Consider the following 22,837-nt stretch of genomic DNA (forward strand, 5'->3'; position numbering starts at 1 on the left):
GAACGGAACCACGGATACAACGTGAAGGCGGTGCCCATGTTGCATGGCGTCGATGTCAGCTCCCATCAGTCGTCCTTCGACCCGGACGGACTGGACTTCGTCTTCATCAAGGCCACCGAGGGCCGGTCGTACGTCAATCCGCATCTGGCGGAACAGGTGAAGCGTGCGAGGGACGCGGCATGCGTGGTCGGCTTCTACCACTTCCTCTGGCCCGGGGACATCAACGCCCAGGCCGAGTACTTCGTGGACAAGGCCTCGGAGAAGGACGGGGACCTGCTCGCGGTCGACTGGGAGGAGAACGGTGAGGGCACCAGGGCCAGCAATGCCGAGAAGGACAGCTTCATCCGGGCGGTCAAGCGGCTGCGGCCGCACAACAAGGTCCTGCTGTACTGCAACCGGTACTTCTGGCTGAACCACGACACCACCTCGTACGCCGGGGACGGCCTGTGGATCGCCGACTACGTCCCCCAGGGGAACCCTCGTATCCAGGCCTCGTGGCGGATCCACCAGTACACCGACCAGCCTCTCGACCGGGACGTCGCCGACTTCCCGTCCAGGGCCGCGCTGCTCGACTGGGCCAAGGGGTAGACACCGTGGGGCGGGCCGCGCGGCACCGGTGCCGGACACCGGCGTCCCGCGGCCCGGCGGTGCCCGCTCGACGGGGCCGTCGCCCCGCCGACCGGAAACGGGTCGGGCCGGCCGCGCTGTTGACGCGGGTCTGCGCCCGGTACGGCCCGCGGATGCCGCGTCCAGGTCGCTGACGGATTCCCCGGTCCGGGTGCGGCACACTTCTCGGATGACCACAGCCTCGGCTCAGCCGCCTCGCGACCGCGCGCTCGGGCGCGGTATCACCACCCTCATCCCGCAGGCCGCCACCGAGCCCCCGGCCACCCCGGCCGAGCAGGCGGCGGCCGTGCTGACGGCGATGCAGAGCGTTCCGGTGCGTGTGGGAGTGCTTCAGGCGGCCGTGGTCCTCCTGGAGGAGCGGGTACGGGCGACGGACGACCCGGCGGAGCGCGCCGCGGCCGCGACGACGGTCGCCATGCTGCGCAGCGCGATCGGCCGGGCGGGCTGAACCAGGGCCCGGCAACGGCGCCCGGCTCAGCCCAGACCGGCGAGGATCCGGGCGCACGCCTCCGGCCGGTCGCGCCAGTACGACCAGCGCTCCTGACAGGAGAACACCTCGGCGAGGGCCTCCTCCAGGCCGAGGCGCTCGGCCCCGGCGAGCTCCCGTACGACCACGACGGCGGCCATCAGGCCGTCCCGTCCGCCTTCCGACAGGCAGCCGAGCGCGGAAGCGGGATCGTCGGCGGACGTCGCGCGGACGTACTCCACCAGGGGCTGGAGCCAGTCGGCCCACTGCTGGTACCCGCCCGCGCCGTCGGCCGCCACCTCCGCGTCGAGCAGCGGTTCCAGCACCCGCACGAGACGGGCGTGGTACTGCTCCGCGCTCCCGGTGACCCATGGATGCTCGGCGACGAAGTCCTCCCATTCGCCGCGGGCCGGCACCATCTCGTCCAGGAACCAGGTGCCGACGGGGCGCAGGGCCTCGACGCCGCTGAGGACGAGGGCCTTGCGCAGCAGTTCGTAGCTCGGCGCCGTGTACTCGGCGAGCAGCACGGCATCGTAGAGGTCCTTGCCCTGGGGGTACATGTCCGTGGCCAGCCACAGCAACTTCCAGGCCAGGGAGAGGCCGGGGGAGGCGGCGCGTATCCGGCACCCCGGCCCGCGCCCCAGCGGCCGGAGGTCGGTGGGCACGGCCGGTTCGGGAAGGAACTCGTTGAACACCACGTCGAGTTGTACGGTCCCGCCGGGTACCCGGTCGGCCGTCCACGGCAGCAGCATGCGGCGGCCGGGCACCCGGTCGTACGTCCAGATCTCCTCCGTCACCATGCCCGCCGCGTCGATGCGCACGGCACCATGGCGTTCCGCTGCCGCCGCCGCGTCCCGGGCGAGGGTCTCGAAGAGGGCCGCGCAGCGCGGGTCGTCCATGGCCCGGTCCCGGGGCGTGAAGAGGAAGTCCAGGTCCCCCGGATCACGGGCGGCCCTTCCGAACCACGTCGACATCAACGCGCTGCCGCGCAGCACCAGATGACCGCCCCACGGCCCTTCGGCGACCGAGGCGAGGACCATGTCCAGGACGGTGCGCCGTGCCCAGTGCCAGGCCCGTCCCAGTTCTTCCTCCCCGGAGCCGAACCGCGGCTCCCCGGACCGGAGGGCATTCGGGAACTGTTTGAGGGCGGGATCGAAGAGCAGGGGGTGGTCCATCCCGGCCGGTGCGGGCAGCAGGGTGGCCGGAAGGCCCTGAGTACGCCGGGTTTTCTCGTCGAGCGGGGTCCCGGGGACACGGCGCGGGCCCCGGACCAGTCTGTTCCAGGTCGGGGTCTCGTCGGGGGAGGGTGCCATGGTGCGACTCCTGCGGGAGGGAAGGGGCCTGCTCGTGTCCGGGTGGTGGTACGGAGACCGAAGTCCCTGATGTCCGTGACCGTCTGACGCGAGCATAGGCGGCCGGGTGGGCACGGATACCGGGCGTCCCGAAGACCACGGCATTGGCATGGACCTGGCGTGCACTCTGCGTTACAGTCCGTCTCGGCACAATCTGAGAGCGCTCTCAGAAGAGCGTTCCCGGACGCCTGCTGTTCCTTCCCCACGATGCCGGAACAACAGAAGGGCCACTGCCTTGAGATACAAGAACGCGCTGCGCACAAGCCTGGCTGCCGCACTGGTCGCCGGGGCCTGGACCGCCGCCGGCCTGGCCTCGGGCCCGGCTTCCGCCGCTGCCGCGGACCGGGCCTCCGCGCCGTCGCCCTCGTCCGTGACCACGGAGGAACCCGCGACCGCGGGGATGCTCGCCGCCATGCGACGGGACCTCGGCCTGACCGAGGGGCAGGCCAGGGTGCGGCTGGCGGCGGAGAAGACGGCAACCGCCGTACAGGCGAAGGCGCGCCGGGCCGCCGGGCCGTCCTATGCCGGATCCTGGTTCGACCCGGCCGCGAACCGGCTCGTCGTGGCCGTCACGGACACCCGCGCGTCGAGCGCGGTCCGGGCCTCCGGCGCGGCGGTCCGGCTGGTGCGCCACAGCGCGCGGCAGCTCGACGCCGTGAAGGCACGCCTCGACGGAATGCGGGCGCCGGCCGGGATCGGTGGCTGGCACGTCGATCCGAAGATGAACCGGGTCGTGGTCTACGTCGTCGCCCCGGCAGCTTCTGACAACGATGTCCGCACCTTCGTCGACCGGGCCCGCGCCGCAGGTCCCGTGGTGGTGCGCGAAACCCCGGAGGCTCCCCGTACCTTCTCCGCCGGAACGGTGGGCGGTGACCCCTACTACACGGGCAATGTGCGGTGCTCGATCGGCTTCTCCGTGTACGGCGGATTCGTCACGGCGGGGCACTGCGGTCAGGCCGGTGCCGCGGTGAGCGGCTGGGACGGTTCGGCCATCGGTGCCTTCCAGGGCTCGTCCTTCCCGGGCGACGACTACGCCTGGGTGAGCGTCGGCAACGGCTGGTGGACCGTGCCCGTGGTCCTGGGCTGGGGCACCGTTTCCGACCAGCTGGTCCGGGGATCCGCGGAGGCGCCCATAGGGGCCTCGATATGCCGCTCCGGCTCGACCAGTCACTGGCACTGCGGCAACGTGCTCGCCACCAACGAGACCGTGAACTACAGCCAGGGCGCGGTGTACCAGATGACGAAGACGAGCGTCTGCGCCGAACCCGGTGACTCGGGCGGCTCGTTCATCAGCGGCGACCAGGCCCAGGGCGTCACGTCTGGCGGCTGGGGCAACTGCACCAGTGGAGGGGAGACCTGGCACCAGCCCATCAACGAGATCCTGGGTAGGTACGGACTGACCCTGCACACCGCCTGACCCCCGCGGGCGTCGCACCCGACTGCCCGGACGGGGCGGCCGGGTGCGACGCCCCGGGCGGGGTCAGCCGCCGGGGTGCGAACGGCCCGCCGACCGTGCGAAGTCGGCGAGCCTCCCGAAGTCGTCCTCGCGCAGGCCGATCCGGGGATCGACCTGGTGCAGAAGCCCGCGACCGGGGTGATGGGCGGCCACGTACGCCTCGTCGGGTTCGTCCTGCTCGTCGTCCACCCAGGCGAAGGGGCGACCGGCCGCGTACTCCACCAGCGGAGCGGCCTTCCAGTGGACGCCGTCGGGGCGTTCTTGGAACAGGGCGTCGCCGAAGTCGACGAAGGGCAGTTCCGGAAGGCCGAGCACCGGGGCGATCCACCGGTTCGCCTCTGCCATCCACGTGGTGGCCCAGCACAGCTCGTAGCCGAGCCGGAGCAGGGCGGGTCCGTGCTCCGGGTTGAGCCAGACCCGCAACGGGCCGCGCCGGAGGCGGAGTCCGCCCCCGCTTCCCGTCGACGTTCCGCCGTCCAGGGGCACATGGATCGTGGTGTAACCGGCGGGGCGCCTCTCCGGCTTGGCGGCGTAGGGGTTGAGCGGCCCGTCGACGTCGAGGAACAGCAAGGGCCTGTTCATGGGGTTCCCCCGTCGTGGATCCGCCGGTCGAGTGATGCGGACAGCCTAGTCGCCGCTGCGGGGCGGCCCCGGGCCCATGCACCCCTAACGTGCGCTGGAGCCTCGGCACCCCTGACCTGAATTGGCCGTAGCATGTCAATAAATCATGGCGATGTGTCTTGTTGCTTCGAGGGGCCCGTGCCTCAATGGGCGAGGCAGTCCCGCTGACGATACGTCAGGGAATGTCGTGTCCGGCGCCGTGTGCCGGTTCGGTGCGCCGGATCCCCCCACAGGAAAGGCAGATCACCATGAGGCATGGCATACGGCGGATCGCCGTCTGTTCCGCCCTGGCAGCGGGCGCGCTCGCGCTCGCGCCGACGGCCGAGGCGGTCACCCCCACCACCGCCACCATCTCCTTCGACTGCGGAATCTACGGCTCGGGCAGCGCGAACCTCGTCGCCACCCAGAGCGGCACGAGCGCGACCATCGAACTGTCGACCTCCGCCATCACCGCCCCGATCGACGTCGGCGCGAACACCGTCACCTCCACGCTCACGCTCACCAGGAACGGCACCGGATCGGTGGACTTCACCGGCAGCGGCAACCCCGCCATCCCCGCCGGGAGTCCGGTTTCGACGGGGCGGCTCAGCGGGACCGTCGCCGCGGGGGACAGCCTGGTGGCCAAGTCCCTCAAGATCGTGGTGATGGGTATCACCGTGACCTGCAACGCGACCTCCGCCCAGACACCCGGGCCGTTCGTGTTCTGACCGGCCGCCGAGCGCCGTGGTCCCGTGTCCGGCGCCGGACACGGGACCACGGGGCGGTCCGCCCCTGCCTCAGGCGTCCGCGAGTCCCTTCGCCGGAGCGTTCGCGTGGCGTGGGAGCAGCATCGGGGTGGCGAGGAGGACGATGCCCGCGACGGCGATCGCCGTCGGAGGACGATGCCCGCGACGGCGATCGCCGTCCGGGTGCCGATCATGGAGGCCGGCGCCCCCACGGGGCGGTTGTCCCGCCGATGGCGCGGATGCCCAGGGCCGAGAGCAGGTGGCGGCGCGCATCGGCGATCACGGACCCGCCGAGCGGCGGCCCGGCCATCATCACCGACCAGGTCGTCGACTCGAAACGGTCGTTCGCGACCAGCAGGTCCTCGGGCGGCAGAAGCCTCTTGAGGTACGCGCCGCAGGCGGCGTTGAAAGCGATGTCGGCCGCGGCGACCACGATCGGCACGACCAGGAGCCGGGCAAAGCTCAGCCGGCCGAGCCAGTACGCCACCGACACGCTCAGCAGGTCCGTCTCCACCACGATCGGTCGCTTGCGGCGGAACTCCACCCACGGCCCGAGCGGAACCGCACCCACCGGCCGCCCGGCGGCGGCAGGTACCGCCACCTGTGTCGGCCCGGAGTGCAGGACGAGCACCGCGATCATGGAGAACGCGCCGAGGCCGAGCCCCGTCCCGTACGCGCTGACGGCGTACGCCGACCGCGCTCGTCCGAACCGCCGCCCCAGAGGCCGTCCGCCCGCCATTCCCCCACACGCCTCTCGCGCACTTCTCGCCGGCCTGGACAACCACACGCTGACCGACGGCATCAAAACGAGTGCTGGAGGCTCGGGGCAAACAACTGTTCTGTGCAGAACTACAACCGATTGTTGTGCCGGTACGATGCCCGATGTGGATCTCGATGCTGTGCGTACCTTCGTGACCGCCGCCGACGCGGGGCGGTTCCAGGATGCCGCCACGGAATTGTCGGTCACCCAGCAGGCGGTCTCCAAACGCATCGCGACCCTGGAGAAGAACCTCGGCGTGCGGCTGTTCACCCGCACCTCCCGCGGAGCGAGGCTCACCATCGACGGGCAGGCGTTCCTGCCGCACGCCCGCGACCTGCTGCGGACGGGGGAGCGGGCCCTCGCATCGGTCCGGCCCGGTCGCCGGGCACTGCGCGTCGACGTGATCGGCCGCCGCCTGGCCCCGGCCGACCTGCTGCGCGACTTCCACCGTGCCCGCCCCGAGGTCGCCCTCGACGCCGTGACCCTCTTCGACACCGACGCGGCCGTCGACGCCGTCCGGTCCGGCACGATCGACGCGTCCATCCGGGCCGTCACGATGCCCGGCCAGCGCTTCCCCGACGACATCAGGAGCACCCGGGTCCTCGACGAGCCGATCCAGCTCCTCACCGGACCGGGCCACGAGTTCGCCGACGCCCGCTCCATCGCCCCCGGCGACCTCGCCGGGCACCGCATCTGGATGCCCGGCATCGTCCCCGGCACCGAGTGGGCCGCGTACTACGACGCCCTGGCCGCCGCCTTCGGGTTCACCATCGAGGTCACCAGCCCCGACTTCGGTGTCGAGCCCCTGCTGGACACCATCGCCGACTCACGGACGCTGGCCACCCTCGTGGGCGAGCAGACCCGGTTCGCCTGGCCCGCCGACCACGGACTGCGCCGGGTCGTCCTCAGGGACCCCACCCCGGTCTACCCGCACTCACTGGTGTGGCACCGCGACAATCCGCACCCGGCGCTCGCCGCGTTCCGGGAGCACCTCCGCTCCGGCCGGTCCGGCCACTCCGGCACCGGGACCTGGACACCTTCCTGACCTGCCGCTGCCGGTCAGGAGGCGGCCGGGCCCCGGCCCCGGAGCGCGCTCACGCGGCCGACCGGGAGCGGGACCCGCCGCCCCCGCCCCGCTCCGCCCCGTCGATGTCGTGGTGGATGGGCGTGCCCGCACCGGTCAGCGGAACCCCCGTGCCGCCGCGCCGCGTCGCGACGATCTCCGCCGCGATCGACAGCGCGGTCTCCTCGGGCGTACGGGCGCCGAGGTCGAGGCCGATCGGCGACCGCAGCCGGGCCAGCTCGTCGTCGGTCAGACCGGCCTCGCGCAGCCGGCGGTCACGGTCCGCGTGGGTCCGGCGCGACCCCATCGCCCCGACGAACGCGACCGGCAGCCGCAGGGCGGCCTCCAGCAGCGGAACGTCGAACTTGGCGTCGTGGGTGAGCACGCACAGGACGGTCCGCGCGTCGGTGCCGGTGCGCCGCAGATAGCGGTGCGGCCAGTCGACCACCAGCTCGTCCGCCTCGGGGAAGCGGGCCCGGGTGGCGAAGACCGGCCGGGCGTCGCACACGGTCACGTGATAGCCGAGGAACTTGCCCGCCCGAACGAGCGCCGTCGCGAAGTCCACGGCACCGAACACGATCATCCGGGGCGGCGGCATCCTCGACTCCACGAACAGCGTCACCCCGCCCGGGCACCGCGAACCGCTCTCCGAGACTTCGCAGGTCCCGGTACGCCCGCCGTCCAGCATCGCGCGGGCCTCCGCCACCGCGACCCGGTCCAGCTTCCGGCCACCGCCGAGACCGCCCTCGAACGACCCGTCCGGACGGACCAGCAAGGCCCCGCCGAACAGCTCCGCCGGGCCGCCCGCCACCCGGACCAGGGCCGCCGACTCCCCGCGGCACGCCGCCGCCACCCCGGCCCGTACCACCGGCGCGTCCGCACGCACCGGGGTGACCAGCACATCGACGACACCGCCGCAGGTGAGCCCGACGGCGAAGGCGTCCTCGTCGTCGTACCCGAACCGCTCCCGCACCGTGCGCCCGTCCTGGAGGGCCCGTACGCACAGCTCGTACACCGCGCCCTCCACGCAGCCACCGGACACCGATCCGACGGCCGTGCCGTCGTCGGAGACGGCCAGGGCGGCACCGGGACCGCGGGGCGCGCTGCCACTGACCGCCACCACGGTGGCCACGGCGAAGTCCCGGCCCTCCTCGAACCACCGGTTCAGCTGCTCGGCGATGTCAAGCACTCGGCGCGCCTCCTTCCGCCGCCCCGCCCCGGGCCTCCCGCGCCGCGCGCAGGACCCGGTCCGGACGGATCGGCAGTTCCCGGTGGCGGACACCGGTCGCATGCCACACCGCGTTGGCGATGGCGGCCGCCACGCCCACGATGCCGATCTCGCCGATGCCCTTGATCCCGATCGGGTCGCCGGGAACGGGATCGTCCACCCAGTCTGCCTCGATCCGGGGCACATCGGCGTTCGTGGCGTAGTGGTAGCCGGCGAGATCCGCGCCGACGTGGCGGCCGGTGGCCCGGTCCCGGAGCGCCTCCTCGTGAAGGGCCATGGACAGCCCCCAGGTCATGCCGCCCACCAGCTGGTTACGGGCGGTGAGCGGGTTCACGATGGTGCCCGCGGCGAAGATGCCGAGCAACCTGCGCACCCGCACCTCGCCGGTGCCCGTGTCCACCGCGACCTCGGCGAACTGCGCACCGAAGGAGTGACGTTCCTGCGCCGCGAGGGCACCGACCGCCTCGGTCGTGTCCGACCGGGTCGTGACCCCCTCCGGCGGGATGCTGCCGCCCAGGGCCAGCCGTTCCCGCAGCTCGTTCGCGGCGACGGCCACGGCCCAGCCCCAGGAACGTGTCCCCATCGAGCCTCCCGCGATCATCGCCGGGCCCAGGTCACTGTCCCCGACGCGCACCCGGACCCGGTCCGGCCGCACCTCCAGGGCCTCCGCCGCGACCAGGGCCATCGCCGTCCGCGCCCCGGTCCCGACGTCCGCCGCGTTGATCCGCACGGTGAAGCCGCCGTCCGGCTCCGCGGTGACGGCGGCCGTGGACGGGCCGACCCCCGAGGGGTACGTGGCCGCCGCAGTGCCGGTGCCGATCAGCCAGCGCCCCTCGCGGCGCACCCCGGGGCGGGGGTCCCGGCCGGCCCAGCCGAATCTGCGGGCCCCCTCCTCGAAGCAGGCCGGCAGATTGCGGCTGCTGAACGGCAGCCCGGACACCGGCCCCCGCTCGGGCTCGTTGCGCAGCCGCAGCTCGATCGGGTCCAGGCCGCATTTCTCGGCCAGCTCGTCGAGGGCCGACTCCACGGCGAAGGATCCCGGCGCCTCGCCCGGAGCTCGCATCCATGTCGGCGTCGGTACGTCCAGGCGGACGAGCCGGTGCCCGGTGCGGTGCGCGTCGGCGTCGTACATCACCCGACCCAGGGCGGCACTCGTCTCGACGAACTCGTGCACGGTCGACGTGACGCTCCGTGCCAGGTGGTCGAAGGCGAGGAACCGCCCGTCGGCATCGACACCGATCCTGACCCGCTGCGCGGTCGGACTGCGGTAGCCGACGAGGGAGAACATCTGGCGCCTCGTCAGTACGGTACGGACCGGGCGGCGCAGGACCGTCGTGGCCATCACGGCCGCCACCAGGTGCGGAGCCAGCCCCTTCGAGCCGAAGGCGCCACCGACATGTTCGGCCCGGATCCGTACCGAGGCCGGGTCCAGGGAGAAGAGCTGCGCCAGCTCGCCCGCCACCCAGGTGCTCCCCTGGTTGGAGTCGATGACGTCGAGACGGCCGCCCTCCCAGCGGGCGGTCGCCGCGTGCGGCTCCATCGCGTTGTGGTGCTCCTCCGGGGTGGTGTACTCCTCGTCCACTACCACCGCGGAGGCGCCGATCCGGTCCTCCAGATCGCCCTTCGCCGTCTCGGCCACCACCAGCGGGCTGTCCTGCGGGGTGTAGGCATCGGGACGCCCGGCCCGGAATTCCACGTCGTGCGGTTCGGCCTCGTACCGCACGATCAGGGCCTCTGCGGCCTCTCTGGCCTGCTCGGACGTCTCGGCCACCACCAGGGCCACGGGCCAGCCCGCGAAGGGGACGCGATCGTGCTGGAACAGGCCGATCACCGGATTCGGCCGATCCAGCATGCCCACGTAGTCGAGATGGAGGCGGGGCGCGTTCCCGTGGTGCAGCACGGTCAGGACGCCGGGCATCTCCAGGGCGGGGCCGTCCTCGACGGAACGGATCCGGCCACGGGCCACGGTCGACAGCACCAGCCAGCCATGGGCCAGTTCGGGGAAGGGCACCTCCCCCGAGTAGCGGGCGGCCCCGGTGACCTTGGCGCGGCCCTCCAGCCGGGTGTGGGCGGAACCAACGACTCCGGTCGGGGTCGTGACGCCGGTGGTCGTGGTCATCGGGCGGCCTCCTCGGCGAGTTCCGTGAGTACGGCCACGACGAGGTTCCGCATCAGCGTCACCTTGTAGCCGTTGTCGGCAAGGGGCTCGGCGGCGGCCAGCTCGGCCTCGGCCGCCGCGGTGAACGACGGTGCGTCAGCCGGACCCCCGATCAGTGCCCGCTCCGCCGCCCGGGCCCGCCACGGCCTCGAAGCGACGGCCCCGAACGCCAGGCGCGCATCGCGTACGACACCGTCGTGGACGGTGACGGCGGCCGCGACCGAGCCGAGCGCGAAGGCGAACGAGGCCCGCCCCCGCACCTTCCGGTACCGCGAACGGGCGGCGACCGGGGCGGGCGGCAGCACGACGGAGGTGATCAGCGCACCGGGCGGCAGAACGGTCTCGACGTGCGGGGTGTCGCCCACGGGCCGGTAGAACTCCTCGATGGTGACCTCGCCCGGCCCGTCGGCCGACTCGTAGGCGACGACCGCGTCGAAGGCCGCGAGCGCGACCGCCATGTCCGAGGGGTGGACGGCCACGCAGTGTGCGGAGGCGCCGAGGATCGCGTGGTTGTGGTGCTCACCCTCGACGGCGGGGCACCCGCTGCCCGGTGAGCGCTTGTTGCACGGACCCGCGAGGTCGGTGAAGTAGCCGCAGCGGGTGCGCTGGAGCAGATTCCCGCCGACCGTGGCCATGTTGCGCAGCTGCCCCGACGCCCCGGCCAGAACGGCCTGCGTCAACGCGGGGTAACGGCGCCGGACCTCCGGATGGGCCGCCAGATCGCTGTTGGTCACGGCCGCACCGATGCGTAACCCGCCGTCCGGCGTGGGCTCGATCCCGTCCAGCGGCAGTTCGCGTACGTCGACGAGCAGCGCGGGCCGCTCCACCCCGGCCTTCATGAGGTCGACGAGATTCGTGCCGCCGCCGAGGTAGCGGGCCTCCGGAACGGAACCCAGCAGATTCACCGCCCCCGCGACATCGAAGGCACGCTCGTAGCCGAACTCCCTCACGCCACAACCTCCTTGTCCTGGTCCTGTCCGCCTGCCGCCCTCGCGGCCTGCTCCACCGCCTGCACGATCGACACATAGGCGCCACAGCGGCACAGATTGCCACTCATGCGCTCGCGGATCTCGTCCGCGTCGAGCGCCGGAATCCCCGCCTCCGGACGTACGTCGTCGGTCGCCGCGCTCGGCCAGCCCGCCGCGTGCTCCTCGATGACCGCGATGGCGGAGCAGATCTGCCCCGGGGTGCAGTAGCCGCACTGGAGTCCGTCGAGGTCGAGGAAGGCCTGCTGCACCGGATGGAGTCGTTCGCCGTCGGCGACGCCTTCGATCGTGGTGATCGCACGCTCCTCGGCCGCGACCGCGAGCTGGAGGCAGGAGAGCGTGCGACGGCCGTCGACCAGCACCGTGCAGGCCCCGCACTGCCCTTGGTCGCAGCCCTTCTTGGAGCCCGTCAGGTCGAGCCGCTCGCGCAGTGCGTCGAGCAGGGTGGTGCGATGGTCGACGGGCAGTGTGTACTTCTCTCCATTGATGTTCAGGGTGATGACACTGGACGTCGATGGGGTCATGGATCGGCCTTCTTTCGCATGGGTGATGCGCGTCGAACAAGACGATCCCGGTCGCTGCTCGGTGTGTCCGGGAGGGACCGGGGGGAGAGGACGACAGAACGGCAGGAGAGCGATGAACCGCAGGCGGACGGGTGAAAGCCGGAGGCGCCGACCCGATCTGCCACTATGGTGAATCCAGGCGGACAACTGTCCATTTGTTGTCGAACCTAGCGGACAGCTGTCCGCTCAGCAAGGACGGACTCGGCCGAGGTCCTTGGGGAGGAGGGCGAGTGCGGGACGGGAAGAACGTGCCGCTGCGTCCGGACGCGCGGCGCAACCGCGAGCGCATCCTGGAGGTCGCGCTGGCCGAACTGACACGGGCGGCGGACGCCCCGCTGAGTGTGATCGCGAAGAAGGCGGGGGTGGGGCAGGGGACGTTCTACCGGAACTTCCCGCACCGTGAGGCCCTGGTGCTGGAGGTCTACCGCTACGAGATGCAGCAGGTGGCCGACGCGGCCGAACAACTGCTGCGCACCTTCGCACCCGACCGGGCGCTCCGGGAATGGATGGATCGTCTCGCCCAGTACGCCATGGCCAAGGCGGGGCTGGCCGACGCGCTGCGCACGTCGACGGGCAGGAGTGGCGGCCTGGCCTCCTTGGGTCATGGTCCGGTCACCCACGCGGTCGAACTGCTGCTGGACGCGAACGAGCGGGCCCGCAGCATCCGCCCCGGTCTGACGTCCGAGGACTTCCTCCTGGCCATCGCCGGTCTCTGGCAGCTCGACCCGCACGGCGACTGGCGGCCACGTGCGGAGCGCCTGCTCGACCTGGTCATGGACGGCCTGCGGGCGGGCGCCCCGGGAGCGGAACGGGGCGGACGCTAGGCGTCCATGCCGTATCCCAGCTCCTCCGCGGCGACGCACCAGAAGGAGTTCTCGTCGGCGACCGCCGCCGCGTCGAGCCCTTCGAACCGTGCGATGAGGGCTTCGGTGAGCGCGTCCGCCGCCTCTTCCGAGGCGTCCTCGGATTCCTGCTCCGACCCCGGGTGGGCGTCGGCCTCCTTGGCGGCCTCCGTGTACGCGCGGGTGAAGGCCATGAATGCCGCGATGTCGGAGTTCACCAGATGAGGCGTACCGCCCTCCGGCAGCCCCCAGAGCGAACCGTCGGCACGGCGCACGCCCAGCGCGCTCAGCCCGGGATCGAGCGCCACCAGGGCGTAGCGCGCCCCATCGACCGTGCGTTCGGTGAAGGGGGCGTCCTGCCAACTGCCGGGGTAGGGGCTGGCGGTGCATTCCGCGAGGAGCGGAGCGAGCGTCATGTCGTCGTCCATGCGGGCAACGTAGCGCTCGGCACTGACAGGGCGACCGGCGGGGGATCGGTGGTCCGCCGGAGCGGGGCACTCCAGGTTGGAAACTATAGTTGTCAACTTCAGTTTGGGTAACTAGAGTTACCGTCATGATGCTGCCTGAGATGACCGCCGACGAGCGGTCGGCCCTTGCCCGAGCCCTTCTGGACGCACTCGATCCGCTCGCCTCGGCGATGCGGGCCCGGACGACGGGGCAACCCGTGGAGCAGATGTGGAACGCCGAACCCGTCGAGGTGACGTTGTCGGTCCTCGCCACCTGGAAAGTGGTGGACGCGGAGGTCAAGCGGCTGACGGCCATGGCGGCGAGGACTGCCGGTTCCTACGGTGCGAGTTACGAGCAGTTGGGGGCTGCCTGGGGGATCACCAGGCAGGGTGCCCGCAAGAAGTGGCCCGACGCCGTCGACAGGCCTGCCACTCCCGTGCGTGCGGAGCCGAGCGGCCTGGAACTGTTCGGCGGAACGGCCGAGTTGAGGCCCGATCCGGCTGGCGGGGGCTGGCGCTGGTCCGCCACCGGTGCCGACGGAATCCGGGTGGAAGGCGAGGGTGCCGCACTTCGGGCGACGAAGGAGGAGGCCGCCGCGCACGCGGGCGCCTTCCTGCGGGAGCACGCCACCGGCCGGCCGTAGCGGCCGGGGCGCTGCCCGGCCGCTTCGAGGGCACTGTCAGTGGGGTGATGCATGATCGGTCCCACGATTCTTCGGGAGGGACGAGGACCCATGCCGATCACCAACCAGAAGGTGGCGGAGCGCGCCTTTCTGCAGCAGCTGTACAGGGACGACTACTACCCGGACCACGTCCTGGACAAGGGCAGGGCGATCCTGCTGGAGCTGTGCGAGAGCATCGAGGCCGAGCGCCCGGCGGATCTGCCGGCCCTGTACGCGCTCACGGAAGCGGCGACCGAGCGGTTCAACCTGCTGGAAGTCGAGTTCGAGGCCGCCGGGAGCGAGATCGAGACCGTGGCCCGGGAGGAGATAGGTGAGGAGTTCTGGTTCGTGGCATCCGCGTACGGCTTCCCGGAGGCGGACGCGGAGGAGCTGATCGCGGCCCGGGAGTGGTGAGAGCGCCTGTGCGGCCGGGTGTGGGACGCGCGGTCAGTTCCTGGAGGTGTCGGCCGTGTGGGCGTCGAGGAAGTCCGAGAGCAGCCGGTGGAGAACCTCGGGGCGTTCGAGATGTACGTCGTGCCCCGTCCCGGGGACGCTGACGGCCAGTGTCTCCGGCCGGTCCCCGAGCATCCGGTCGGCCTCCTGCGGCGGGATGATGCCGAACTGCCCGAGGACGGCCAGGGTGGGGCAGGAGATCTCGGTCCACCGGTCCCAGGTGCCGTGCCGGGCGTTCTCGGCCAGCGAGTCGACCATCACGTCCCGGTCGAATCGGGGCCACCACCCGTCCGCGCGTTCCTCCAGCCCGGCCGCCCACCCCTCGCCGACCGGGCCGCCGCCGAGGAAGTCGGCGGCCTCCTCCCGGGTGGCGAACGGCACCGGCCAGGTGTCGAGCCATCCGCCGATCCGGGCGGGCAGTTCCGGATCGGGATCGCCGGGGCCGGCCTCGACCAGTACGAGCGCGCGGACGAGCCCGGGGTGGGCCGCCGCGGTGAGCATGGCGGTGTGGCCACCCAGTGACTGGCCGACGAGCACGGGCCGCTGGAGGTCGAGTTGGTCGAGCACGGCGACGACATCGGCGACGTAGGCGGCCCGGGAGACGTCACCGGGGCAGCGCTCGCTGGCGCCGTGGCCGCGCTGGTCGACGGTGACGACCCGGTGGGCGGGGCTGAGCCGCCGTGCCACGGAGTCCCATTCGCCCGCGTGGCCGGCCAGGCCGTGCAGGAGGACGACGGGCGTGCCCGCCCCTTCGTGGTCACGGCAGGAAAGCTGTACGCCGTCCCGTACGACGGTGCGTTCGGCCCATGTCATGAGTCGTCCCTCCCGGGTGTAGGCCTGGTGGAGCGTATCCCGGCGGCGCCGGGTGCGAGAGAGGCCGTGTTCCGGCCCGCCCGCGAGGGTGGAGTACTGGACAGTCCAGTTTCCTCGTGGGTACTGTACCGTCCAGTTCCGATAAGTGGCCGCTCGTTGCCGGGTGTGCGCGATGGAACAGTTCGAGATCGTCAACGGTGGACAGAAGGAACGAGGACAACGCGACATGGCTGAACCGGTCAAGGGCCCTGCCAGCTACTTCCCCTCGATCGAGAAGAAGTACGGACGCCCCGTCTCGGAGTGGAAGGACCTGATCCGGTCCTCGCCGCTGACCAAGCACATGGAACTCGTCTCATGGCTCAAGGTCGAGCACGGACTCGGTCACGGCCACGCCAATGCCCTGGTCGCGCACACCCTCGCCGAGGACAGCGGGAAATGAGCGGTCCGCCGGGCGGATCAGGCCCGGCCCGGACCCGTCGCCGGATCCGGGCGGAGCCAGTGGCGCTCGGTGGTCCAGCCGAGGAGGCGGCGCCCGCCGCCGCCCTCCGGGGACCGGCCGGCCGCCGCCCGGCGCAGGCCGGTCAGCGCCGGAACCAGCCGCGCCGCGACATGCCAGGGGAAGCGATCCGCCTCGGCGTCCAGCCGGGCGATCACCTGTGCCTGTTCCGCGGCGTCGCAGAGCGACAGGTGGAACACCATCTGGCGCCAGGCGTAGGCCACGTCCTTGATCGTGGACAGGGGCCACGGATTGCCGTGCACCCGGGCGGTCAGTGCGCACACGGTGGCAAAGGAACGCAGGGCCAGATCCTCCCACCCGGGCTCCGGGGCGATCCTGACCCGGCCGACCAGGGTCGCCAGATTGTGCGTGGTCAGGATCTGGGCCTGCTCGATCACCGTGCCGTTGGCCGCCACGGAGAACCGGTCCCCGGTCCCGTCCGCCCGGGCGGCGCACAGGGAGGCGAACCCTGGTGAGGTGCGTGCCCGGTGACCGCGGCTCAGGGACTCGCCCGCCTCGACGACCGCGAGATCGCGGACCGCCGCGTAGTCGATCGCGTAGTAGCGCTCGTACAGCGTGCCGCGGAGCAGTTCGGCGGCGATCCGCGCCGACGCGAGGAACTTCGGGGTGAAGGTGCCCATGAAGATGTCCGAGGCCAGCTCCTCGACGAACGGGGCACCCGCCTCCGCCTGCCGGGCCAGCACGCCGAGTTCGCGGACCAGCGGATTGGGCAGGATCGTGCCGGGGAACGCCTGCACGGCCAGTTCGCCGAGCTGGCGCAGGGCCGTACGCGCCGCCTCCTGCCCCTCGCCGCCGGCGCGGAACCGGGCCACCGCGTCCACCCAGGGCAGTTCCTCGACCCGCACCTGACGGGCGAGGTTCAGCAGGAGCAGCGAGCGGCGGTTGCGGAACGCCCGGTAGTTCGCGGCCATGAGCGTACGCAGCGCCGGATCCTGGTACTCCTGGGCGCTGACCGAGGCGACGAGCTGCGGGACCAGCTCGGCCAGGACCTCGGCCGACGGCACCACACCGCGTTCCACCAGCGTGCCGAGCGGAGCGCTCAGCGCACCCTCCACGACGCGGCGCACCGCCACCGGCACCACCGCGCCCTCCGGCAGCGACATGTCCGCGGCCTCGGCGGCCGAGACGTCCGCGACCAGCGGGGCCACATCGGCCGCCCCGGCCTCCTGGCGGAGACCGGACAACCGGCTCAGCACGAGCCGCGCGAACGCGTGGTGCGAGGGCAGGGCCGCCTGAGCCGCCTGGCGGGCGCGCAACGCGCTGTGCGGCCCGGAGCCCGGACGGCCGCGCCGCCGGACCATGGACTCCACCGCGTGCCGCAACAGCCCGAGCAGGCGCGGGGTCAGTGTCCGGCCCGCGACGGTCTCCTCCAGGGCGGTGCGCAGGATGCCCAGGTTCTCCTTCGGGTCGCGGTGCTTGGTGCAACGGGTGTGGGTGGCGGCCAACTGGCGGTAGCGCCGCAGGAGTTGGGTTCCCCGTTCCCGCCAGGCGTCGTCTGGGGCGCGGTCCAGCACGCGGCCGGAGCCCGCGGTCTCCAGCCAGTGCGACAGCAGCTCGTCCCCGAAGGGCTGCCAGACGGCCAGGGCCTCGCGCTGCGTCTCCACCGCGGCGTTGGGCCGCCGCGCGGACAGGGTGGACGCGGCGTCGCCGACCGTGTTCCGGTGGAGCGCCCGGACGTCCGGCGCGGGCAGCTCGGACGGGCGGGGCGTGAAGCGTAGTCGCCCGGCCCACGGCTCCAGCTCCTCGACGAGTTCCAGCGCGCCGGCCACGTCCCCGGCCCGTACCAGCCAGGCCACGGTCAGCAGCGCGGCCTCCTCGGGCACGGCGACCTCGTACCGTCCGCTGTCGAGCAGCGCGTACAGGCGTGCCAGCCCCGGTTCGGTGAGGCAGTACGCGAACAGGGCGCGACGCTCGGCGGGGATGCCCGCCAGGGCTATGGCTTCGTGCTCGTACGGCTGGAGCGGGCCTTCGGCGCTCGCCGCGGAGGTCGCGAAACCTCCCCGTACGACCTCCGGCGTCACCCACGCGGGCAGGTCCGCGACCGGGGTGCGCGAGCCGATGGCCAGGCGGCCGTCGGCCATCCCGTCGAGCACGGCCTGCCAGCGGCCGACCCGGTGCGCGGCACGCTCACGGGTGTTGGCCTCGTCGTGTGTCAGCCAGGTGAGGAAGGCTTTGGCCCGCATGGTCCCGGCGTAGCCCGAGGAGGGGGCCGGGGTCGAGGAGTGCTGCTGCTCAGCGTCGTCGTTCATAAGCCGACGTGGCAGGTTCCGCCCCTGCGCCCTCCGGGTCCATAGCCCGGTGCTCTGCTACTGAGCTACACGCCGATGGGGCATGACATTAGAACGCCGTATCGAACGCGGGCAACGGCTTTTCCGACCGGAGTGATGCGTCCAGCCGTCGGGTCCCACGCCCGACGAGGCGTTCTACGCGTCCGTCGCGTGGGTGGCGGGCGGGGTGGGGGCACCGCCCTGCGGGTGTTCGTTGCGGGCCGTGGCCCGCAGGAGGAGTGCGGCCACGGCTCCCGCCACCACCCCGAAGAGCAGGGCGGCCGGGACGTTGTTGCCCAGACCGGCCGCCAACTGCATCGGCCCCTGCCGGAAGTCCGCCCGGTCCACGGCCATCCGCAGGACCTGGCAGACCAGCAGCCCGAACACCGTCGCGCACACCGCTCCCGCCGCCATCGCCGGTACGGTGACCCGGGTGAGCAGCGAGGGAAGCCGCCTCAACGCCCACCACACCACGGCCAGCAGCAGCGCGTCGACGGCCCGGCGCAGCAGCCAGCCGCCGACCGGCGTGCCCGCCGGTCCCGACCACGCCCCGAGCAGAAGCCACTGGCGCAGCAGATCCCCCGGCTCGGCCAGTACCCCGATGCCCGGCGAGATCTCCTGGATGCGGGCGGTGACCGGCTGGTACGAGAGAACCACCAGCGACACCGCGACCACCAGGGTCCCGGCGGTGGCGGCCATGCGGGCGGAGCGCGCCGGGACCACCGTTCGCGCCGGTGGCTCGGCCTCCCGCGCGGTGATCCGGGCCAGGAGCACGGCCGCGCCCGCCGCGACCAGCGCGGTCACCACGACGATCTGCCGCCCGGAGGACATCGCCCCCGCCCACTGGGGCAGGAACCGGTAACTGCCGCGCCCCTGCGAGGCGATGAGCCAAGGGGCGGACACCGTCACCGCCAGCGTCCCGGCCACCAGACCCCAGGCCCACAGCGCGAGCGCCGTGGCCGGGGCCCGGCCGTTCACCGGCGGCAGCCTGCGGATCAGGAGCAGCGCCCCGGGCACGAAGAACACGAAGACCGCGGCGAACCGGATCTGCATCGCCGTCGTGTAGAGCGTGAGATAGCGGGAGCCGTCGCCCCCGGCCGTCCCGTCGAGCCCGCCGGACATCCCGGCGCCGAACCGGTACGCGGCCGGCGGGTCGTAGGACCAGGGAGTGAGCCAGTACCTCAGCTCGGTGGTGGTCCCACCACCGAGCACACCCGTGGTCCCCGGCAGCTCAAGAGCCTGCGCACTCGACCCCGCCCACCACAGGAGCGCCGTGAGGAGCAGCCCCGCGACCACCGCCGGTAGCGCCGCCTGCCGATACGTCATCTTCCGCCCCCGTAGCAACCGTTCATCGTGTGCGCCCCCGGACATGGAGCGTACGAGCCGCCGGTCACGTACGGATCACAGCCGCACCTCGACTTGTCCGGTTCCTCTCCGCCGGGGCATCGCGTGATGCGGCGAGCGAGTCGTATAGCGTCGTGCCCGACGACTACCGAGGGGGCTGCCCATGGCGGAACGTGTTGTGCCGGAGCGAGTGGTCGCGGCGGAGCGCATCGCCGCGGAGTTGGGTTTCACGAAGAGCTGCACCCGGGAGACGGGCAGGCTGCTCAGCACGGCCGCCGCCGCGAAGCCGCAGGGAGTCGTCGCGGAGAGCGGCACCGGAGCCGGGGTGGGCACCGCCTGGCTGCGCAGTGGACTCGGCACCGGCGCGTGCCTGATCACCGTGGAACGCGACGAGGAGCTGGCCCGCCGGGCCGCCGGTCTCTTCGCGGACGACGAAAGAGTCGGCGTGCTCACCGGGGACTGGCGGCTGCTCGAACGGCACGCCCCCTTCGACGTCTTCTTCTGCGACGGGGGTGGCAAACGGGACGACGGGCAGCGGGTGATCGAACTGCTCGCGCCCGGTGGCCTGCTCGTCATGGACGACTTCACCCCGTCGCCCCACTGGCCGCCCCGCTTCGAGGGCGAGGTGGACGAGCTGCGCCTCTTCTACCTCACGCATCCGGACCTGGAAGCCACCGAAGTGCTCACCACGCCGACGAGTTCGGCCGTCCTCGCGTCGCGGCGCCCGTAGGGCCTGGTGGCGTCAGCTCCCGTCGGGCCGCGGTGCCGCGCGGGAGCGGCGGTGGGCCGCCACGCGCTCGCGGGTGGCGCACCGGCGGGAGCAGTAGCGGCGCTCCGGCCCACTGCCCTGCCTGAGCAGGACGTTCCGGCAGGAGGCCGAGGCGCAGATCCTTCCGGGCGGCTGCTGCCGGTCCCAGACGAGGACCGCCAGGGCCACGCAGGACGAGGCGAGGAACCATTCGTCCCAGGGCGCGTCGTCGTCCCGGTCGAGATGGGGGTGCCAGGGCGTGGTGCTCCCGTGCGAGGTCAGCCGGAGCGGGCCGGTGTGGTCCCGCAGGAGGCGGTTGAGGACGGTGGCGGCCTCGTCGGTGCTCCCGGCGGCGAAGACCTCCCGCAGCAGAGCGGCGGCCGTGCGCATCCCGGCGACATCGTGAGCGGTGAGGCGGACGGGGTCCGCCTCACCGTGGGCGCGGAGCACGTCGGCGACCTCGGCCGGGTCGGGGGAGTCGCCGTCGAGCACGCTGACCAGCGCGGCCGTCCGCCGCGCCATGGCCAGCACGGAGTGCCGGGTGGACCAGTCGTCGACAGGAGGGAGCACCTCGGCAATGTAACGCATATTGCTGAGTTTTGAGTTACCTGAGTAACGTCCCCGCCATGTGGAAGCGTTACCCCCTCCGGCTGTACCTGGCCGGGGCGCTGGCGGCCCGCGCCGGTGACGAGATGTCGGGACCGGCACTGCTGCTGGTGGGCTTCACGGCGGCCGGATCGCCCGGTGACGCCTCCGCGTTGCTCGCGGGCATCACGATCGCCGCCGCGGTGGGCGGGCCGGTGCTCGGGGTGCTCCTCGACCGGGCGGAGCGGCCGGGGCGCCTGCTGGCCGTGGCCCTGGCGCTGTACGCGGCCGGTCTGGGGGCGGTGCTCGTGGCCCTGGGCCGGCTCCCGTTCGGTGTCACGGTCCTGATCGCGGCCTGCGCGGGACTGCTCGGGCCGGCGCTGTCGGGCGGGTGGACGGCGCAACTGCCCCGGGTGGCGGCGGGTGACCGCCTGCCCCGGGCGAACGCGCTGGACGCCATGACCTACGGCGCGGCGAGCCTGGTGGGCCCCGCGCTCGCGGGCGGCGCGGCGGAACTGCTGGGCGCGCCGATGGCCGTGGTGCTCGCCGCGGGGCTCATCGGGGCGGCGCTGCCGGCCGCGTGGCCGCTGCCCGCCGTCCCCGCCCGCAACGACCGGCCCCGGCCTGCGGCCCGTTCCGGGCGGAGGCTCCGGATCCGGTCGATCGGCGGCGAGACGGTCGCCGGGGCACGGGCCATCGCCGGGCGGCCGCAACTGGCCCGGGCCACCCTCGCCTCGGTCGTCTGCTGCGCGGCACAGGGCATGCTGGCGGTGTGCACCGCCCCGCTGGGCGAGCAGGTCCTCGGCGGTGCGGGACGCGGGGCGCTGCTGCTCGCCCTCGCGGCGGTCTCCGGGCTGGGCGCCAACGCCGTACTCGCACGGTTCCCGCACCGGGCCGCGCCCGCCACGGTGCTGGCGGCCGGTGCCCTGGCCCAGGCCGCGGCCCTGGCACTGGCGGCGTCGCTCCAGCCGGCCCTGCTGATCGTGGCGGCGCTCGTACTCGGGGCGGGCGAAGGCCCCCAGCTGACGGCTCTGTTCGCGATCCGTCACCGCGAGGCCCCGGAACGGCTGCGCGGCCAGATCTTCACCACCGGCGCCAGCCTGAAGATCACCGGATTCGCCCTGGGGGCCGCGGCCGCCGGGCCGCTCGCGCACTGGTCGCTCCCCGGCACGCTCCTGCTCGCCGCGAGCGCGTCGGTCCTCGGGGGCGCCCTGTCGAACGGGGGCGTACCGGGCATGTCACGTTCCACGAGGGCGCGCTCCCGGGAACATCCCTGACAGGTGTCCACGCGCGGGTCGGAGGGGCGGCGGTCAGGGGCGGCGCCCCCAGGCGGAGACCAGGGGAGCGGTGGCGAGGTCCAGGTCGCCGGAGGCCACGTTCGCCAGATGGCGGTCGATCTCCGCGTCGGTGGCGAGCCCTTCCGACACCAGCAGACCGCGGATCTGCCGTACGGTCGCGGCCTCCAGCACCGCGCAGGCGGGCGAGGTGATCGGGAAGTACGCATCGGCCTCGACGCCGGCCAGCCCCGCCTCGCGCAGCAGCCGGGGCAGCGTCCGCCCGTACGCGAGATCCGCGCCGCGCGCCGCCATCAGGGAACGGAAACCGGCCCGCAGCCGGTTCGCCAGCCGTTGCTCGGGGCCGGACTCGTCCGGGCACAGCAGCGGCTGCAGGCCGGGGTCGGCGTCCTCCAGGAGCAGCCGGCCACCGGGCCGCAGCGCCTGGACCATCCGGCGCAGCGCCTCGGCGCGGTCGGTGACGTGGACCAGGACGAGCCGGGCGTGGACGAGGTCGAAGCCGCCGGGCGGCGGCGGGTCGGCCGCCACGTCATGGCGGACCACCTCGACCACGCCGCCGACGTCCCCGGTCCACGACACGTCGATGTCGGTGGCGACCACCGCACCCGTCGGGCCGACCCGCTCGGCCAGCCCGAGCGGCACGGACGGGGAACCGGCACCGACCTCCCAGCACCGCATGCCGGTGGTGATGCCGAGCCGGTCGACATGCCGGAACGTCACCGGGTCGAACAGCTCGCTGAGGGCGCCGAAGCGGATCCCGGCCTCCGACTGCCGGTTGTCCAGCAGATATCCCTGGTCGGAGGGGGCGGGCTCAGCGGCGTCGTGGTCGGCCATGGGGCGATTCTGGCAGAGGGCGGGCG

The 22,837-nt window shown here is 72.8% G+C and carries 23 protein-coding genes, 1 tRNA gene and 1 pseudogene; 11 read left to right on the forward strand and 14 right to left on the reverse strand.

The genetic code is table 11. From position 1 onward, the window contains the following. Nucleotides 1–36: 36 nt before the first annotated feature. A complete protein-coding gene (locus ACIQGQ_RS29795) occupies nucleotides 37–588 on the forward strand; it encodes a GH25 family lysozyme (RefSeq protein ID WP_402401629.1) in 552 nt (183 codons plus the stop codon). Between the two features lie 208 nt (nucleotides 589–796). Next, a complete protein-coding gene (locus ACIQGQ_RS29800; RefSeq protein ID WP_352280364.1) occupies nucleotides 797–1,075 on the forward strand; it encodes a hypothetical protein in 279 nt (92 codons plus the stop codon). Nucleotides 1,076–1,101: 26 nt separating this feature from the next. Here the strand turns inward: ACIQGQ_RS29800 and ACIQGQ_RS29805 are convergent, their stop codons facing one another. Continuing rightward, on the reverse strand, nucleotides 1,102–2,406 hold the full coding sequence (locus ACIQGQ_RS29805; protein ID WP_402401377.1) for a nucleotidyl transferase AbiEii/AbiGii toxin family protein: 1,305 nt from the start codon (nucleotides 2,404–2,406) through the stop codon (nucleotides 1,102–1,104). A gap of 274 nt (nucleotides 2,407–2,680) precedes the next feature. On the opposite strand from ACIQGQ_RS29805, the gene ACIQGQ_RS29810 reads away from it, so the two are divergent. Further along, nucleotides 2,681–3,862, forward strand: coding sequence for a S1 family peptidase (locus ACIQGQ_RS29810; RefSeq protein ID WP_402401380.1), 1,182 nt, complete (start codon nucleotides 2,681–2,683; stop codon nucleotides 3,860–3,862). Between the two features lie 63 nt (nucleotides 3,863–3,925). Here the strand turns inward: ACIQGQ_RS29810 and ACIQGQ_RS29815 are convergent, their stop codons facing one another. Continuing rightward, a complete protein-coding gene (locus ACIQGQ_RS29815) occupies nucleotides 3,926–4,483 on the reverse strand; it encodes a hypothetical protein (protein WP_402401383.1) in 558 nt (185 codons plus the stop codon). Nucleotides 4,484–4,770: 287 nt separating this feature from the next. On the opposite strand from ACIQGQ_RS29815, the gene ACIQGQ_RS29820 reads away from it, so the two are divergent. Continuing rightward, nucleotides 4,771–5,229: a hypothetical protein gene (locus tag ACIQGQ_RS29820; RefSeq protein WP_402401386.1), complete on the forward strand. Its 459-nt coding sequence runs from the start codon at nucleotides 4,771–4,773 to the stop codon at nucleotides 5,227–5,229. Between the two features lie 238 nt (nucleotides 5,230–5,467). On the opposite strand, the pseudogene ACIQGQ_RS29825 reads toward ACIQGQ_RS29820, so the two are convergent. Then, a pseudogene (locus ACIQGQ_RS29825) lies at nucleotides 5,468–5,986 on the reverse strand (MFS transporter); the annotation flags it as partial. Nucleotides 5,987–6,131: 145 nt separating this feature from the next. Between ACIQGQ_RS29825 and ACIQGQ_RS29830 the strand changes: the two are divergent. Further along, nucleotides 6,132–7,052, forward strand: coding sequence for a LysR family transcriptional regulator (locus ACIQGQ_RS29830; RefSeq protein ID WP_402401389.1), 921 nt, complete (start codon nucleotides 6,132–6,134; stop codon nucleotides 7,050–7,052). 49 nt (nucleotides 7,053–7,101) lie between these two features. Here ACIQGQ_RS29830 and ACIQGQ_RS29835 read toward each other — a convergent pair whose 3' ends face one another. The 4 genes from ACIQGQ_RS29835 to ACIQGQ_RS29850 are packed head-to-tail and all read right to left on the reverse strand — an operon-like array spanning nucleotide 7,102 to nucleotide 11,966. Next, nucleotides 7,102–8,259, reverse strand: coding sequence for an XdhC family protein (locus ACIQGQ_RS29835; RefSeq protein WP_402401392.1), 1,158 nt, complete (start codon nucleotides 8,257–8,259; stop codon nucleotides 7,102–7,104). Next, nucleotides 8,252–10,417, reverse strand: a complete 2,166-nt coding sequence (locus ACIQGQ_RS29840) for a xanthine dehydrogenase family protein molybdopterin-binding subunit (RefSeq protein WP_402401395.1) — start codon at nucleotides 10,415–10,417, stop codon at nucleotides 8,252–8,254. Before ACIQGQ_RS29840 ends, ACIQGQ_RS29835 begins: the two co-directional genes overlap by 8 nt. Then, on the reverse strand, nucleotides 10,414–11,406 hold the full coding sequence (locus tag ACIQGQ_RS29845) for an FAD binding domain-containing protein (RefSeq protein ID WP_402401398.1): 993 nt from the start codon (nucleotides 11,404–11,406) through the stop codon (nucleotides 10,414–10,416). Before ACIQGQ_RS29845 ends, ACIQGQ_RS29840 begins: the two co-directional genes overlap by 4 nt. Further along, a complete protein-coding gene (locus tag ACIQGQ_RS29850; protein ID WP_402401401.1) occupies nucleotides 11,403–11,966 on the reverse strand; it encodes a (2Fe-2S)-binding protein in 564 nt (187 codons plus the stop codon). The genes ACIQGQ_RS29845 and ACIQGQ_RS29850 overlap by 4 nt, the downstream gene beginning before the upstream one ends. A 269-nt stretch (nucleotides 11,967–12,235) precedes the next feature. On the opposite strand from ACIQGQ_RS29850, the gene ACIQGQ_RS29855 reads away from it, so the two are divergent. After that, entirely contained in the window at nucleotides 12,236–12,829 is a 594-nt protein-coding gene (locus ACIQGQ_RS29855; protein WP_402401404.1) for a TetR/AcrR family transcriptional regulator, read from the forward strand. Here ACIQGQ_RS29855 and ACIQGQ_RS29860 read toward each other — a convergent pair. After that, entirely contained in the window at nucleotides 12,826–13,275 is a 450-nt protein-coding gene (locus ACIQGQ_RS29860; protein ID WP_402401406.1) for an SUKH-4 family immunity protein, read from the reverse strand. The two genes, ACIQGQ_RS29855 and ACIQGQ_RS29860, sit on opposite strands and share 4 nt — an antisense overlap. Nucleotides 13,276–13,400: 125 nt before the next feature. Here ACIQGQ_RS29860 and ACIQGQ_RS29865 point away from each other — a divergent pair, with 125 nt between their 5' ends. Next, nucleotides 13,401–13,937 carry a hypothetical protein gene (locus tag ACIQGQ_RS29865; RefSeq protein WP_402401409.1) on the forward strand — a complete coding sequence of 179 codons (537 nt, stop codon included), beginning with the start codon at nucleotides 13,401–13,403 and terminating at the stop codon, nucleotides 13,935–13,937. Between the two features lie 90 nt (nucleotides 13,938–14,027). Beyond that, on the forward strand, nucleotides 14,028–14,369 hold the full coding sequence (locus ACIQGQ_RS29870) for a DUF5713 family protein (RefSeq protein WP_402401412.1): 342 nt from the start codon (nucleotides 14,028–14,030) through the stop codon (nucleotides 14,367–14,369). A gap of 33 nt (nucleotides 14,370–14,402) precedes the next feature. Here ACIQGQ_RS29870 and ACIQGQ_RS29875 read toward each other — a convergent pair whose 3' ends face one another. Next, nucleotides 14,403–15,221 (reverse strand): alpha/beta fold hydrolase, encoded by an 819-nt coding sequence (locus ACIQGQ_RS29875; RefSeq protein WP_402401415.1) that lies wholly within the window; start codon nucleotides 15,219–15,221, stop codon nucleotides 14,403–14,405. A gap of 226 nt (nucleotides 15,222–15,447) precedes the next feature. Between ACIQGQ_RS29875 and ACIQGQ_RS29880 the strand changes: the two genes are divergently transcribed. Then, complete coding sequence (locus ACIQGQ_RS29880; RefSeq protein WP_402401418.1) at nucleotides 15,448–15,660, forward strand: DUF4287 domain-containing protein; 213 nt, start codon at nucleotides 15,448–15,450, stop codon at nucleotides 15,658–15,660. 17 nt (nucleotides 15,661–15,677) lie between these two features. Here ACIQGQ_RS29880 and ACIQGQ_RS29885 read toward each other — a convergent pair whose 3' ends face one another. The 3 genes from ACIQGQ_RS29885 to ACIQGQ_RS29895 form a co-directional block, all read right to left on the reverse strand. Continuing rightward, on the reverse strand, nucleotides 15,678–17,987 hold the full coding sequence (locus ACIQGQ_RS29885; protein WP_402401421.1) for a hypothetical protein: 2,310 nt from the start codon (nucleotides 17,985–17,987) through the stop codon (nucleotides 15,678–15,680). 3 nt (nucleotides 17,988–17,990) lie between these two features. Further along, a tRNA-His gene (locus ACIQGQ_RS29890) sits at nucleotides 17,991–18,062 on the reverse strand. A gap of 99 nt (nucleotides 18,063–18,161) precedes the next feature. After that, the gene (locus tag ACIQGQ_RS29895) at nucleotides 18,162–19,331 is read right to left on the reverse strand and encodes a hypothetical protein (protein WP_402401424.1); all 1,170 of its coding nucleotides are present in this window, start codon (nucleotides 19,329–19,331) and stop codon (nucleotides 18,162–18,164) included. A 181-nt stretch (nucleotides 19,332–19,512) separates the two neighbouring features. Between ACIQGQ_RS29895 and ACIQGQ_RS29900 the strand changes: the two genes are divergently transcribed. Next, nucleotides 19,513–20,079 (forward strand): O-methyltransferase, encoded by a 567-nt coding sequence (locus ACIQGQ_RS29900; RefSeq protein ID WP_402401427.1) that lies wholly within the window; start codon nucleotides 19,513–19,515, stop codon nucleotides 20,077–20,079. A 12-nt stretch (nucleotides 20,080–20,091) separates the two neighbouring features. Here the strand turns inward: ACIQGQ_RS29900 and ACIQGQ_RS29905 are convergent, their stop codons facing one another. Next, a complete protein-coding gene (locus ACIQGQ_RS29905; RefSeq protein ID WP_402401431.1) occupies nucleotides 20,092–20,685 on the reverse strand; it encodes a CGNR zinc finger domain-containing protein in 594 nt (197 codons plus the stop codon). A 38-nt stretch (nucleotides 20,686–20,723) separates the two neighbouring features. Here ACIQGQ_RS29905 and ACIQGQ_RS29910 point away from each other — a divergent pair, with 38 nt between their 5' ends. Then, complete coding sequence (locus tag ACIQGQ_RS29910) at nucleotides 20,724–21,959, forward strand: MFS transporter (protein WP_402401434.1); 1,236 nt, start codon at nucleotides 20,724–20,726, stop codon at nucleotides 21,957–21,959. 33 nt (nucleotides 21,960–21,992) lie between these two features. Here ACIQGQ_RS29910 and ACIQGQ_RS29915 read toward each other — a convergent pair whose 3' ends face one another. Continuing rightward, nucleotides 21,993–22,811 (reverse strand): class I SAM-dependent methyltransferase, encoded by an 819-nt coding sequence (locus ACIQGQ_RS29915; protein WP_402401437.1) that lies wholly within the window; start codon nucleotides 22,809–22,811, stop codon nucleotides 21,993–21,995. Nucleotides 22,812–22,837: the final 26 nt, after the last annotated feature.

The sequence above is a fragment of the Streptomyces sp. NPDC092952 genome (genome assembly GCF_044754785.1).
Taxonomy (GTDB): Bacteria; Actinomycetota; Actinomycetes; order Streptomycetales; family Streptomycetaceae; genus Streptomyces.